This is a genomic window from Klebsiella sp. DY2415 (assembly GCF_026314315.1).
Classification (GTDB): Bacteria; Pseudomonadota; Gammaproteobacteria; order Enterobacterales; family Enterobacteriaceae; genus Klebsiella; species Klebsiella ornithinolytica.
The window spans coordinates 4,246,331-4,260,279 of record NZ_CP111115.1; the positions used below are offsets into that span (position 1 = coordinate 4,246,331).

The following is a 13,949-nucleotide window of genomic DNA, read 5'->3' on the forward strand; positions in this document are numbered from 1 at the left end:
TCTCTGTGGCCTCTAAAGCAGTGTGAAGCACACCCACAGGAGTTTTAAGACGCATGTCTTCCCGCAATAATTCGGCGCGTATCGCCATCGTGATGGGGTCCAAAAGCGACTGGGCTACCATGCAGTTTACCGCAGAAATCCTTGATGCCCTGAACGTTCCGTACCATGTTGAAGTGGTCTCCGCACACCGGACGCCCGATAAGCTGTTTAGCTTTGCCGAAGACGCGGAAAGCAACGGTTATCAGGTGATTATTGCCGGCGCGGGCGGCGCGGCGCATCTGCCGGGCATGATTGCGGCGAAAACTCTGGTGCCGGTATTAGGTGTGCCGGTGCAAAGCGCGGCGTTAAGCGGCGTAGACAGTCTCTACTCTATTGTTCAGATGCCGCGCGGAATTCCCGTCGGCACGCTGGCCATCGGCAAAGCCGGTGCCGCCAATGCGGCCCTGCTGGCGGCGCAGATTCTGGCGGTGCACGATGCCGAACTGCATCAGCGCCTGAGCGCCTGGCGCCAGGCCCAGACCGATGAGGTGCTGGAGAATCCGGATCCGCGGGGTGCGGCATGAAGCAGGTTTGCATCCTTGGCAACGGCCAGCTAGGCCGGATGCTGCGCCAGGCCGGTGAACCGCTGGGTATCGCCGTCTGGCCAGTCGGTCTGGAAGCCGATCCTGAAGCGGTGCCGTTTCAGCAAAGCGTGATCACTGCCGAAATCGAACGTTGGCCGGAAACGGCGCTCACGCGTGAACTGGCGCGCCACCCGGCGTTTGTTAACCGCGATGTGTTCCCGATCATTGCCGACCGTCTGACGCAAAAACAGCTGTTTGATAAGCTGGAGCTCGCCACCGCGCCGTGGCAGCTGCTGGCTGATAAAAGCGAGTGGCCGGCGGTATTCGCACGTCTGGGCGAACTGGCCATCGTTAAGCGTCGCGTGGGCGGTTACGATGGTCGCGGCCAATGGCGACTGCGCGAAAACGACATTGCGCAGCTGCCGGATGAAAACTATGGCGAATGTATTGTTGAGCAAGGCATCAACTTTTCCGCCGAAGTGTCGCTGGTTGGCGCCCGCGCGCAGGATGGCAGCACGGTGTTCTACCCGCTTACCCGCAACCTGCACCAGGAGGGCATTCTGCGTACCAGCGTCGCCTTCCCGCAGGCCAATGCCCGCCAGCAGGACCAGGCGGAAAGCATGCTTACCGCCATTATGAACGAGCTGAACTACGTGGGCGTGATGGCGATGGAGTGTTTTGTCACCGCTGACGGCCTGCTGATTAACGAGCTGGCGCCACGCGTGCACAACAGCGGTCACTGGACCCAGAACGGGGCCTCGATCAGCCAGTTCGAACTGCATCTGCGGGCGATTACCGGCCTGCCGCTGCCGCCGCCGGTAGTGAACAGCCCTTCGGTGATGATCAACCTGATCGGTAGCGATCTGAACTACGACTGGCTGAAGCTGCCGCTGGTGCATCTGCACTGGTACGACAAAGAAGTGCGTCCGGGGCGCAAAGTGGGTCACCTTAACCTGACCGACAGCGATACCGACCGCCTGAGCGCCACGCTGGAAGCCTTAAAACCTATTCTGCCGCCGGAGTACGCCAGCGGTATCTTCTGGGCGCAATCCCAGCTGGCTTAACCCTCCTGACACATTCTGGCGCCCGGCGCATCCGCCGCCTGTGCGCCCGAATGAAAACGGCTATTTGCCGGGGAATTGATCTTCGCCCTTCCCCGGCAGACATTCAGGCGCGTAGAATCCCCTCCTTGCTTTAAAGATTTTCTTATTTTAAAGACGCTTTCAGTTTGACTTCAGAAGGATGACCCATGAAAAATGGGACGGATTACCGCACCATTCTCACGGCGAACACGCCAATCATTGACGTCCGCGCCCCGATCGAATTCCGCCAAAGCGCACTTCCTGCGGCACTGAATCTGCCGCTGATGGACGACGCCGAACGCGCCGCCGTCGGCACCTGCTATAAACGACACGGCGCGGACGCGGCATTAGCGCTGGGCCATCAGTTAGTCAACGGCGAGGTGCGGGAAAAGCGTCTCGCCGCATGGCGTGATGCCTGTTTACGTTATCCGCAGGGCTATCTGTGCTGCGCCCGCGGTGGCCAGCGTTCGCACATCGTGCAACAGTGGCTACATGAGGCCGGCATCGAGTACCCGCTGATCGTCGGCGGCTATAAGGCGCTGCGCCAGGCCGCTATCCAGTTCACCGAAGAGCTGGTCCAACGCCCGATAGTGCTGATCGGCGGCTGTACCGGCAACGGCAAGACCCAGCTGGTCTGCTCCCGACCCGACGGTATCGATCTGGAGGGGCTCGCCCACCATCGCGGCTCATCGTTCGGCCGCACGTTGCGTGACCAGCACGCCCAGGCAACATTTGAAAACCATCTGGCGGTGGCGATGTTGAAAAAAGCCGGGCAGCATCGTCGCTGGGTGCTGGAAGATGAAGGACATATGATCGGCGCGAACCACCTGCCGGAATGCATGCGTGAGCGCATGGCGCAATCGCCGCTGGCGGTAGTGGAAGACCCGTTTGAGATCCGCCTGGAGCGCCTGCGGGAAGAGTATTTTGACCGTATGCACCGTGATTTTATTGATGCTTACGGTGAAGAGAAAGGCTGGCAGGAGTACAGCGAATACCTGCATCACGGTCTGTTTGCCATTCGCCGTCGCCTGGGACTACAGCGTTTTGCCCAGCTCACCGCCCTGCTTGACGAGGCGCTGGCTTCGCAGCAGCGAGATGCTACGACCGATGCCCATTTTGCCTGGCTGGTGCCGCTGTTGAAAGAGTACTACGACCCGATGTATCGCTATCAGCTGAGCAAAAAAGCGGAAAAAATTATCTTTCGCGGCAGCTGGAATGACGTCGCCTCCTGGTTGACGAAGTAATCAAATTCCCTACAGCCCCGGCTTGCGGCGTCGACGCCTTAGCCGGGGCTATGGGTGAGCCTGTAACCCCGGTAAGCGCAGCGCCACCGGGGAGTCGCAGCCGCTTAGAAGTCGTAGCGCAGACGCACCAGGTTCATATCGCCCAGGTTGTCGGTGCTGGACGTAAAGACGTGCTCATAATCAACGCGGAAACCGTAATCCAGCTGGAAGCTGATCCCCAGCCCGTTATCAATTCGCTGATAGTTACGGCCGTTGACGTACTCCAGGCGATCGCCCATAAAGTACGGCTGAATCGTTTTCACCGCGTACTGACCAATCGGGAAGGTATAACCGGCGAAGTACTCAATCCCCCAGGCATCCCCGGCGAAATAGTCGTAAACATCGGTTTTCTTCGTGGTCATAAAGTTCTGATACCAGCCGCCACCGAAGGAGAAGGTCCAGTTATCCGGTTTCCAGCTCAGCGCCGTACCGAGGATATTCTGATCATAGGTTTTGTTGTCTGCTGTTGACGGGTCGTGCATCTCGGCACGGGTGTAGTTCCACGCGGTCCCCCAGGTCAGGTCCTTAGTGATGTGATAATCCACGCCCACGGAACCGCCGCCTTTACGTTTATAGCGCAGGCCATTGCCCGGCAGATATTCATTATCTTCAAACAAATAAGAAGCATAGAGGTCAACGTCACCCGCCGTTTTCTTATATTTCAGCATATTACGGGAACGATACGAACCATCGTAGTCGCCGTTAATGCCGTTACCCGGCGCCTGGGCGATCATGTCGTAATCCCAGATATCGGTTTTCGCCCCAACCACATCGTAGTAAATACTGTTTTGCTGACCGTAGGTTAGTGTCCCCCAGGTGTCGCTCTTCAGCCCGGTGTACAACATACGGCGGCTCGTATTATTGGCGCCTTCCGCATAGTGGTTATCCCAGTCAAACAACGCCGGAATATTGACCCCCAGCTCGTAATAGCTGATCCAGCTAATATCATCAAACAGATAATAATCAGCGGCGAAGCGGAAACGGGTCCCGCCATCAAAACCATTACGTTTATAAGACCCTTTATCGCCGTCGCCGGACATCATGTTGAACTGCGGACGAATACTCCCGCCGACGGTAAAGTTGAGGCGGCTCAGCGGATCTCCGGCCTGCGGGTCCTGTTTCAGTAGCGTAATCTCAGCCTGGGATGCGAAAGAGGTTAACGCCAGTGCTGCGCCGATCGTCACCGCCAGCGCTTTTATTTTATGTGCCATGCTTTTTCCTTGAGTAATAAGCAACCTTATAGTTTCCAGCTGAATATTAACCGTGATTTGGCATGACGTGTTGTTGGGTTTTTAATGTTTAGTGCTGTTAAAAATCAGTGAGTTATCATTTTGTGCGTTTAAAAAGTCAGCGATTATCATTTCATCGTTCTGTCATTAAAATGAAGTACTGCCGCTCAAACATTATCCATGGAGGAAGCATGTCGAAAAAACTACTGCAGCTGCACTTTGCCTTTAACGGCCCCTTCGGCAGCGAGATGTCCCGCCAGCTCGTGGAGCTGGCCGAGTCCATCAATCAGGAGCCGGGGTTTATCTGGAAGGTCTGGACTGAAAGCGAAAAGAACCACGAAGCGGGCGGGATCTATCTTTTCGAGGATGAAGAGACCGCCCTCGCTTATCTCAATAAGCATACCGCGCGCCTGAAATCACTCGGCGTTGATGAGGTTATCAGCAAAGTTTTCGACGTCAATGAACCGCTCACCGCGCTGAACCACGGTCATCTGCAATAGCGTTTATTTCGCGATAGCGCGCGTATTTTGCCGGGCGGCGGCTGACGCCTGACCCGGTCTACGGTTCCAATATATCAACAGGCTCTATTTTCCCGTCGGTTCGGGCAAGCGCAGCGTCGCCAGGCGCTTGCCCGATGAGGTCTCCCTCCAGTCACTGGCTGAACTGGCGAAACAAGGCTTTGCCTTTTAACAGACGCAACCCCAGCCAGCCGCCGCATAACGACAGCAGGAGCGCGCCGCACAGCGGTAACATCACCCACAGTCGCCAGTCCGGCGACCACGGAAAATCAAACACTTTGGTTTGTAGCATCGCCAAAGCCACCTCCGCGCCGATGGCCGCCACTATTCCGGAAACCACCCCCAGCAGCGCAAACTCCGCCCACAGCGTGGTACGCAACAGCGACTTTCCGGCCCCCAGCGTGCGCCAGACCACCAGCTCCTGATAGCGCTGGCGCATACCGACCTGGACCTGCGCCAGCAGCAGCAAAATGCCGCACGCGGTCACCAGCACCACCATCACCTCCAGCGCCCGACTGACCTGCGTCAACACCTGACCCACCTGACGGAGAATCGCGCCAATATCCAGCAGGCTGACGGTGGGGAATTCGCGGTTAAGCTGCGTCAACAGCGTATTGCCGTTATCCCAGCGGAAGCTGGTCAGCCAGCTCTGCGGCTGCTCGTCAAGCGCATTCGGCGGGAAGATAAAGAAGAAGTTTGGCCGCAGACTTTCCCAGTCAACTTTGCGTACACTGGTGACCGTCGCGCTGAACTCCTGAGTATCGCCGGTAAAGGTCACGCTATCGCCAGGTTTGATCGCCAGCCGCTGCGCCAGTCCTTCCTCGATTGACACCTCTCCTGCTTTGGGCGGCCAGCTGCCGGCCACCAGCGGATTATGATCCGGCCGCTCGCTGCGCCAGGTCAAATTCAGCTCACGGTTCAACGCTTCGTCTTTATTGCTCTCCGCCGCCTGGCCGTTAATTTGCGTCAGGCGGGCGCGCACGATCGGGTAAAATTCGGTCGCCGTAACATGGTGTCCGGCGAGGAACGTTTTCACCGCAGCGACCTGCTCCGGCGCAATATTGATCAAGAAGTAATTGGGGCTTTCCGGCGGCAGCTGCTGCTGCCAGCGATCCAGCAGATCGCCGCGCAGCACCAGCAGCAGCGCCAGTAACATAAACGACAGCGAGAATGCCGCCAGCTGACTCAGGGTTGACCACGGCTGGCGCAGCAGACGGTTCACCGCCAGACGCAGCGGCAGCGCTTTCAGCGTCAACCGCTTCAGCATCCACAGCAGCCCCCAGCCCAACGCGCCGCACAGCATCGCCAGCACCACGGCCCCGGCCAGTACCGCCCATAGCAGCGGGCTTCCGCCCATCAGCCAGGCCAGCAGAAGCACCACCACCGCACACACCAGCGGAATATAGAATTTCAGCGGCCAGACGTTGGCAACGATATCCTGACGCAGAACCCGCAGCGGCAGCGTTGCCAGCAGCAGGCGATAAGGTCGTAACCCCACCAGCAGCGAAATCACCACCATCGCGCCGATCGCCCACAGCCACGGCCAGCCGCTGGCCGGCGGTAAGGCCGCCGGTAGCACCGGTTTTAGCATCAGCAGCAGAATCTGCTCTAGCCCCACCCCCATCGCGCCGCCGGCCACCGCCGCCAGCGCCAGTAGCATCAGCCACTGCCCGACGATCAGCTTACGCAGCTGCGCGCGTCCGGCGCCCAGGGTTTTCAGGATCGCCACCAGATCATAGCGGCTGCGGCAGTAATGGCTCATTGCCACTGCCACCGCGGCCACCGCCAGTAACAGAGTCAGCAGCGCGGACAGCAGCAAAAACTGCTGCGAGCGTTCCAGCGATTTGCCTAAGGCGCTGTCGTCCTGCTGCAGGCCGATCCAGCGATGTTCAGGCCCCAGCTTCGGCAGGAGCCACTTTTCATAGTCCGCCAATTGCTGCGGGGTTCCGGCGTACTTATAGCGCCAGGAGACGCGGCTGCCGGGCTGTACCGCGCCGGTTTTCGCCACATCGGCGGTGTTCATCATCAGCCGCGGCGCCATCTGGAAAGGGTTGAAGCCGGCATCCGGCTCTTGTATCACCTCGCCAGCAATGCGCAGCGTGGCATCGCCGACATCGAGTGTATCGCCGATTTTTAAGTTCAGCAGCGCCATCAGGCGCGGAGCCAGCAGCACGCTTCCGGCCTGGGGTTTCAGGCCCGGCGGCTGCGTCTCCAGCTGACCGTAGAGCGGATAGGTATCGTCGACCGCCTTCACGTCCGCCAGCTGCGGCGTATCGCCGGCAAAGGTCATGGTGGCGAAGCTCAGCTGCTCTCCGACGGTGAGCCCGAGCCTGCGCGCCTCGTCAATCCACTCCGCAGGCACCTCGCGCGAGCTGCGCAGCGTCCGATCCCCGGCCATAAATTCGCGGCTCTGCTGGCTGAGCCCCTTTTCCATTCGGTCGCCGATCGACCCCAGCGCCAGTACGCAGGCCACCGCCAGGCTCAGCGCCAGCCAGACTATCAGCAGCGAGGGCGAGCGCCATTCGCGCCAGAACCAACGGGCAATCATGCTTCCTCCCGCAGCTGGCCGTCCACCAGACGCAGCCGCCGATCGCAGCGCGCCGCCAGCAGCGGATCGTGGGTCACCAGAATCAGCGTGGTACCATGCTCTCGATTAAGGGAGAACAGCAGATCGGCAATTTTGTCGCCGGTATGGCGGTCAAGATTGCCGGTAGGCTCATCGGCAAACAGCAGCTCAGGCCGGCCGTTAAATGCGCGGGCGAGCGCCACCCGCTGCTGTTCGCCGCCGGAAAGCTGCGCCGGCAGATGATGGAGACGTTTCCCCAGCCCCAGCTGCTCCAGCAAAGCCCGGGCGCTGCCACGGCTTTGGTTATCGGTCTCACCGCGAAGCAGCGCCGGAAGCTCGACGTTTTCCAGAGCATTAAGGGTTGGAATCAGCATAAATGACTGAAAGACAAAGCCGACATGTTTAGCACGCAGCCGCGCCCTCGCCTCTTCATCCATCGTATGCAGCGGCTGGCCGAGTAAGGAGACCTCGCCGCTGCTGCCGTCATCCAGCCCGGCAAGGATCGCCAGCAGGGTCGATTTCCCCGAACCCGACTCGCCAATCAGGGCGATGGTCTGCGCCGGTTTGACAACCAGCTCAACTCCGGTAAGGATGGAAAGCTGATGCTCTCCCTGACCGACGGACTTCTTAAGATGATGAACTTCAAGTATGTTTTCCGCTGGCATTTGCCTTTCCTGTTTCTGATTTTTTTTGCCTGCCGCGCCATGGCCGCAGACAAGCTATTGGTTCTTGGCGATAGCCTGAGCGCCGGTTATCGCATGGCCGCCAGCGCCGCCTGGCCTGCGCTACTCAACGATAAGTGGCAGACCACAACGCCGGTCATCAACGCCAGCATCAGCGGCGACACCTCGCAGCAAGGACTGGCAAGACTCCCGGCGCTGCTCAAACAGCATCAGCCGCGCTGGGTGCTGGTCGAGCTGGGGGGCAACGACGGGCTGCGCGGCTTCCCGCCCCAGCAAACCGAGCAGACTCTGCGGACGGTGATTCAGGATATCAAAGCCGCCAACGCTCAGCCGTTGTTGATGCAAATTCGCCTGCCCGCGAACTATGGCCGTCGTTATAATGAAGCCTTCAGCGCCCTGTACCCGGCCCTGGCCAAAGAGTTTGATATTCCTCTGCTGCCCTTTTTTATGGAAGAGGTCTATCTGAAACCCCAGTGGATGCAGGATGATGGCATCCATCCCAATCGCGATGCCCAGCCTTTTATTGCCGACTGGATGGCAACCCGGCTGGCACCCTTAGTTAATCATGACTCCTGATCTTCAGGCGTCGCTTGCAGGTAAAGTTATGCAAAAATCGGTTTTAGTTACAGGCTGTTCCAGCGGTATTGGTCTTGAAAGCGCCCTCGATTTAAAACGCCAGGGCTTTAACGTCCTGGCCGCCTGCCGTAAAGCGGATGACGTGGCGCGGATGCAGGAGCTCGGGCTGACCGGTATTTTGCTGGACCTCGACGACCCGCAAAGCGTTGAACGCGCCGCTGCGGAGGTCATCGCCTTGACCAATAATCGCCTGTACGGGCTGTTTAATAATGCCGGATACGGCGTCTATGGCCCGCTCGCCACCATTAGCCGTCAACAGATGGAGGCGCAGTTTTCCGCCAACTTTTTTGGCGCACACCAGCTGACGATGTTACTTCTGCCGGCAATGGAGCCGCACGGCGAAGGGCGTATCGTCATGACCTCCTCGGTCATGGGGATCATCTCCAGCCCCGGTCGCGGCGCCTACGCGGCCAGCAAATATGCGCTGGAAGCCTGGTCCGATGCGCTGCGTATGGAGCTGCGCTATAGCGGCATTAAGGTCAGCCTGATTGAGCCCGGTCCTATCACCACCCGTTTTACCACCAACGTCAACCAAACCCAGCGCGATAAGCCGGTGGAGAATCCGGGTATCGCCGCACGCTTTACCCTCGGCCCGGAAGCGGTGGTGGAAAAAGTGCGCCATGCTTTTACCAGCGACAAACCGCAATTGCGCTATCCGGTGACCCTTGTCACCCACGCCGTGGCGCTGCTCAAACGCCTGCTGCCGACGCGACTGATGGACAAAATTATCCAGGGCTGAGTTGAAGCTCCGGCTGTCGCCCCCATGTATACCCAAAATCGACTAAAGAGATGCGCTCATGTCAGTACAGAATGTTATCAATATTACCGAAGCTAACCTGCACCAGACGCTGGAGCAATCCGTTACTGCGCCGGTGCTGTTTTATTTCTGGTCAGCGCGCAGCCAGCACTGCGAGCAGCTGACGCCGGTTCTGGAAGGGCTGGCTGCGCAATACAACGGGCAGTTCACGCTGGCGAAAGTGGACTGCGACGCTGAGCAGATGCTTGCCTCACAGTTTGGCCTGCGCTCAATCCCGACGGTTTATCTGTTCCAGAACGGCCAGCCGGTAGACGGTTTCGAAGGCCCGCAGCCGGAATCAGCCATCCGCGCGCTGCTGGATAAAGTCCTGCCCCGCGAAGAGGAGCTGAAAGCTCAGCAGGCGCTGGCGCTGATGCAGGAAGAAAAATATCTTGAGGCTCTGCCGCTGCTGAAAGACGCGTGGCAGATGTCGAACCAGGACAGCCAGATTGGCCTGCTGCTGGCGGAAACGCTGATCGCGCTGCAGCGTTCCGACGAAGCCGAAGCGGTGCTGAAAACCGTTCCGCTGCAGGATCAGGATACCCGCTATCAGGGGCTGGTCGCGCAGATTGAGCTGCTGAAACAGGCGGCCGATACGCCGGAAATTCAACAGCTGCAGCAGCAGGTTGAACAGCATCCAGAAGACGCCGCGCTGGCCGCTCAGCTCGCGCTGCAGCTGCATCAGGTTGGCCGTAACGAAGAAGCGCTGGCGCTGCTGTTCAGCCATTTGCAGAAGGATTTAGGCGCCGGAGACGGCCAGGTCCGCAAGATGTTGCAGGAGATCCTTGCCGCACTGGGTACCGGCGATGCCTTAGCGGCGAAGTACCGTCGCCAGCTCTATTCGCTGCTGTACTAATCCCCTTATCCGTCTCAGTCCCCCCGGTCGCGCAGCGCTGACCGGGGCCGAGGGCGGTACTGTCGGGTAGCCCGGAGAAGGCGCACGCGCCGCCATCCGGGGAACTATCTCGTTTATACGTGCTTTTTCAACTGCGTCACCACCAGCTGATGGCGGGCGTTAAAGAACTTCCGGTAGGTCAGATAGCCGGCGATAATCGTCGACAGACTGGCGGTGGAGAGCAGCATAAACGTCACCATTATCTGATACTTAATGGCCTTCACCGGATCAATCCCGGCAAAAATCAGCCCTGACATCATGCCGGGCAAACTCACCAGCCCCACCGTTTTAGCCGAATCAATGGTCGGGATCAGCGACGCGCGAATACTGTCGCGAATTAGCCCGGCAGCCGCCATTTTCGGCGTGGCGCCCAGGCTGAGCTTCTCCTGAATTTGCTGCTGCTCGCTGTTAAAGCGCTGTCCCATATTGTTGTAGCACAGCCCGACCGCCACCATCGCGTTTCCGGCCACCATCCCGGCGATCGGAATCACCTGCATCGGCACAAAAGCAATGGAGCCGGAGAAGACCAGCACCGCCAGGGTCAGCCCTGCGCCGGTGGTAATGGCGATAAACGATGAGATGAAGGCCTTATCGATATATTTGCTGCGCTTTTGCGCGTTCCACGCCGCGTTAAAGCAAATAAACAGCACCATAAGCAGCGTCAGCAGCGCGTGGTTAACGTTGAAGATATATTTCAGGACGTAGCCGACAATAATCAGCTGCACCACCGCCCGGCAGATACTCCAGACGATATCTTTTTCCAGCGCCAGTTTTTCCCGGTAGCTTACAATAATCGCCACCAGTACCAGCACCATCGAAAGCGCCAGCGATTCGTTAGTAATATTATGCCCGTTCATGAGACACCTCCTGAGCGTTGCCGCCGGCGGGCTGCAACGTAATCACCTCATCAGCATGGGCAATTTCATTGCGATCGTGGGTGACCCACAGCACCGCAATATTTTTTTCCGTCACATAACGATGAATAATATCGTTGACGTTGTGTTTATTACTTTCGTCCAGCGCGCTGGTAATTTCATCGAGCAACAATACCTGGGGCAAAAATTGCAAATTACGGATCAGCGAAACCCGCTGTTTTTCTCCCCCAGAAAGCTCATTGATTGATTTTTCCAGCGTATTTTCCGCAAGACCAAAGCGTTGTAAATCAGCAATCAGCGCTTTAGGATCCGGCTGCTGACGGCGAATCTGCCAGGGAAAAATCAGATTGTCATAGACCGAGTCACCAAACAGCGACGGGGTCTGCGCGCAGTAGGAGACCTGCTGGCGGTAGGTTTCCGGCGACAGCGTCGTAATATCGCGTTCGGCAAAAAAAATCTGCCCGGAGGTGGGGCTCAGCAGCGAGGCGATAATTTTCAGCAAGGTGCTTTTTCCGCAGCCGGAAGGCCCGGTAATCAGCTTAAATTCTCCGGCCCGCAGCTGGAGGTTTATATTATTAAGTATGACCGTCTCGTCGACCTGAAAGCCAACATGCTCAAGACGCAAAATAGCGTTATTTTCCTTCATTATTGTTCCACTTTTTTCCCACAACCCAGCTAGTTTACTCCAGTTTCCTTTCGCCTGGATGAGGAGAAAGATATACTCAATTTAAACCTGCGTCATTTTTTCTGGCGCCTCATCAGGCAATAAAACAGGAGGTTTTTTGATGCTGATCTTTATCCCCGTACTCATTTTCGTCGCGCTGGTTGTCGTTATGGCGGGCGTTAAAATCGTCCCCCAGGGCTTCCAGTGGACCGTTGAGCGTTTCGGCCGCTACACCATGACGCTGCAGCCGGGTTTAAGCCTGGTGGTACCATTTATGGATCGCATTGGCCGTAAGATTAATATGATGGAGCAGGTGCTTGATATTCCCTCCCAGGAGGTTATTTCACGCGATAACGCCAACGTGACGATTGATGCAGTGTGCTTTATTCAGGTCATTGATGCGCCAAAAGCGGCTTATGAGGTCAGCAATTTACAGCAGGCGATCGTTAACCTGACGATGACCAACATTCGTACCGTTCTTGGCTCGATGGAACTTGACGAAATGCTTTCTCAGCGCGACAGCATTAACACCCGCCTGCTGCATATTGTCGACGAAGCAACGAACCCGTGGGGCGTCAAAATTACCCGCGTTGAAATTCGCGACGTGCGCCCGCCGGCTGAACTTATTGCCTCGATGAACGCCCAGATGAAAGCCGAACGAACCAAACGCGCCTATATTCTTGAAGCCGAAGGGATACGCCAGGCCGAAATTCTCAAAGCCGAAGGGGAAAAGCAGTCGCAGATCCTGAAAGCGGAAGGGGAACGCCAGTCGGCATTCTTACAGGCTGAGGCCCGCGAACGTTCTGCGGAAGCAGAAGCCCGCGCAACGCAGATGGTCTCGTCCGCTATCGCCTCCGGCGATATTCAGGCGATTAACTACTTTGTCGCCCAGAAATACACCGATGCGCTGCAGAAAATTGGTTCCGCTAATAACAGCAAAGTGGTGATGATGCCGCTCGATGCCAGCAGCCTGATGGGCTCCATCGCCGGTATCAGCGAGCTTATTAAAGAAGGTTCTGGCGAACGGAAAAAATCATGATCGCGCTCATTCTCGCCCATCCGCATATTTTCTGGCTGAGCCTCGGCGGGCTACTGCTGGCCGCTGAAATGCTGGGCGGCAACGGCTATCTGCTGTGGAGCGGCATCGCTGGCGTGGTCACCGGACTCCTCTCCTGGGCTCTGCCCTTCGGCTGGGAGTGGCAGGGCACGCTGTTCGCCGCGCTGACTTTGCTGGCCGCCTGGCTGTGGTCACACTGGCTGCGCAGACAGGTCGCGCGCCAGAAACCGGCCGACGCGCAGCTCAACCAGCGCGGCAAGCAGTTGGTCGGCCGCGTCTTCATGCTGGAAAGCCCGCTGATCAACGGCCATGGTCATGTGCGCGTCGGCGACAGCTCGTGGCCGGTGGTGGCCGATGAGGACCTTGCCGCAGGCAGCCACGTAGAGGTACTGGCCGTCGAAGGTATTACGCTGCGCGTGCAGGCCACCGCGCCACGCCGCTAAGCCTGCGTCTTGCGGTGACAGCAGCCGGAAAGGTTGTCGATAATTGGGCAATCGGCGCCGTCATCGCCGGGACAGGATTCCGCCAGCGCCAGCAGATGCCTGCGCATATTTTGCAATTCGCTGATATGGCGCTCAATATCCGCAACTTTATCCAGCGTTCTGCGCTTAACGTCCGCACTGTGCCGCGACGGATCGTTAAACAGAAAGATCAATTCGCGGCACTCCTCAAGATTAAAGCCGACCTGCCGCGCCTGGCGCAGTAAGGTCAGTTCATCCAGGTGTCGTTGACTGTAGCTGCGATAGCCGTTCTCACTACGCAGCGGCGGCGTGACCAGTCCCTTCTCTTCATAAAAGCGAATCGCTTTACTGGTTAAGCCGGTTTTTTTTGCCACATCGCTGATATTCACGAGTCCTCCGTCGATTGGCGCCTACAGAGCATCATTATAACCCACTTCCCTTCATCGCCTACCGGCGACGCCTCAGGAAACTCTCTTCCTTGCAGCGTAGCGCGTCCGGGGAATCATTTTCTGTAACAATTGCCTGTTATAAGTGATCGCTTTCGCAATCCTGACTCTTTCATCTTTTAATTCTACGCGGGTAGATTTATTAATTTACCGAAGAAATATAATATCTACGCGAGTAGAACATGAAGCGTTAAA

The 13,949-nt window shown here is 57.7% G+C and carries 15 protein-coding genes; 9 read left to right on the forward strand and 6 right to left on the reverse strand.

Going from position 1 to position 13,949, the window contains the following annotated elements:
* Positions 1-53: 53 nt before the first annotated feature.
* The 3 genes from purE (at position 54) to mnmH (ending at position 2,889) form a co-directional block, all read left to right on the forward strand.
* A complete protein-coding gene (purE, locus tag OQV00_RS20225; protein WP_004858870.1) occupies positions 54-563 on the forward strand; it encodes a 5-(carboxyamino)imidazole ribonucleotide mutase in 510 nt (169 codons plus the stop codon).
* Positions 560-1,627 carry a 5-(carboxyamino)imidazole ribonucleotide synthase gene (gene purK, locus OQV00_RS20230; protein ID WP_015585002.1) on the forward strand — a complete coding sequence of 356 codons (1,068 nt, stop codon included), beginning with the start codon at positions 560-562 and terminating at the stop codon, positions 1,625-1,627. The genes purE and purK overlap by 4 nt, the downstream gene beginning before the upstream one ends.
* 185 nt (positions 1,628-1,812) lie before the next feature.
* Entirely contained in the window at positions 1,813-2,889 is a 1,077-nt protein-coding gene (mnmH, locus tag OQV00_RS20235; RefSeq protein ID WP_182924823.1) for a tRNA 2-selenouridine(34) synthase MnmH, read from the forward strand.
* Positions 2,890-2,993: 104 nt separating this feature from the next.
* Here the strand turns inward: mnmH and OQV00_RS20240 are convergent, their stop codons facing one another.
* Positions 2,994-4,139, reverse strand: a complete 1,146-nt coding sequence (locus OQV00_RS20240; protein ID WP_266279334.1) for a porin — start codon at positions 4,137-4,139, stop codon at positions 2,994-2,996.
* Between the two features lie 209 nt (positions 4,140-4,348).
* Between OQV00_RS20240 and OQV00_RS20245 the strand changes: the two genes are divergently transcribed.
* Complete coding sequence (locus OQV00_RS20245) at positions 4,349-4,657, forward strand: monooxygenase (protein WP_064357419.1); 309 nt, start codon at positions 4,349-4,351, stop codon at positions 4,655-4,657.
* Positions 4,658-4,808: 151 nt separating this feature from the next.
* On the opposite strand, the gene ybbP is transcribed toward OQV00_RS20245, so the two are convergent.
* Both ybbP and ybbA read right to left on the reverse strand, forming a co-directional pair.
* Entirely contained in the window at positions 4,809-7,223 is a 2,415-nt protein-coding gene (ybbP, locus tag OQV00_RS20250; protein ID WP_104896515.1) for a putative ABC transporter permease subunit YbbP, read from the reverse strand.
* Positions 7,220-7,906: a putative ABC transporter ATP-binding protein YbbA gene (ybbA, locus tag OQV00_RS20255; protein WP_032716774.1), complete on the reverse strand. Its 687-nt coding sequence runs from the start codon at positions 7,904-7,906 to the stop codon at positions 7,220-7,222. Before ybbA ends, ybbP begins: the two co-directional genes overlap by 4 nt.
* Between ybbA and tesA the strand changes: the two genes are divergently transcribed.
* From tesA to OQV00_RS20270, 3 genes are read left to right on the forward strand one after another with little or no spacing between them, the layout of a single operon-like run.
* Positions 7,877-8,500 carry a multifunctional acyl-CoA thioesterase I/protease I/lysophospholipase L1 gene (gene tesA, locus OQV00_RS20260; protein ID WP_032689237.1) on the forward strand — a complete coding sequence of 208 codons (624 nt, stop codon included), beginning with the start codon at positions 7,877-7,879 and terminating at the stop codon, positions 8,498-8,500. The genes ybbA and tesA overlap by 30 nt on opposite strands.
* Entirely contained in the window at positions 8,490-9,299 is an 810-nt protein-coding gene (locus OQV00_RS20265) for an SDR family oxidoreductase (protein ID WP_160873212.1), read from the forward strand. Before tesA ends, OQV00_RS20265 begins: the two co-directional genes overlap by 11 nt.
* A 58-nt stretch (positions 9,300-9,357) precedes the next feature.
* Complete coding sequence (locus OQV00_RS20270) at positions 9,358-10,212, forward strand: co-chaperone YbbN (RefSeq protein WP_004858849.1); 855 nt, start codon at positions 9,358-9,360, stop codon at positions 10,210-10,212.
* A 113-nt stretch (positions 10,213-10,325) separates the two neighbouring features.
* Here OQV00_RS20270 and fetB read toward each other — a convergent pair whose 3' ends face one another.
* Together fetB and fetA are read right to left on the reverse strand one after the other, a co-directional pair.
* The gene (gene fetB / locus OQV00_RS20275) at positions 10,326-11,108 is read right to left on the reverse strand and encodes an iron efflux ABC transporter permease subunit FetB (RefSeq protein ID WP_004858848.1); all 783 of its coding nucleotides are present in this window, start codon (positions 11,106-11,108) and stop codon (positions 10,326-10,328) included.
* The gene (gene fetA / locus OQV00_RS20280; RefSeq protein ID WP_044346327.1) at positions 11,095-11,772 is read right to left on the reverse strand and encodes an iron efflux ABC transporter ATP-binding subunit FetA; all 678 of its coding nucleotides are present in this window, start codon (positions 11,770-11,772) and stop codon (positions 11,095-11,097) included. The genes fetB and fetA overlap by 14 nt, the downstream gene beginning before the upstream one ends.
* 139 nt (positions 11,773-11,911) lie before the next feature.
* Between fetA and OQV00_RS20285 the strand changes: the two genes are divergently transcribed.
* Positions 11,912-12,829, forward strand: coding sequence for an SPFH domain-containing protein (locus OQV00_RS20285; RefSeq protein ID WP_004858844.1), 918 nt, complete (start codon positions 11,912-11,914; stop codon positions 12,827-12,829).
* Positions 12,826-13,290, forward strand: a complete 465-nt coding sequence (locus OQV00_RS20290) for an NfeD family protein (RefSeq protein WP_100663384.1) — start codon at positions 12,826-12,828, stop codon at positions 13,288-13,290. The genes OQV00_RS20285 and OQV00_RS20290 overlap by 4 nt, the downstream gene beginning before the upstream one ends.
* Here the strand turns inward: OQV00_RS20290 and cueR are convergent.
* Positions 13,287-13,697, reverse strand: a complete 411-nt coding sequence (gene cueR / locus OQV00_RS20295; protein WP_004858840.1) for a Cu(I)-responsive transcriptional regulator — start codon at positions 13,695-13,697, stop codon at positions 13,287-13,289. The genes OQV00_RS20290 and cueR overlap by 4 nt on opposite strands.
* Between the last annotated feature and the right edge of the window lie 252 nt (positions 13,698-13,949).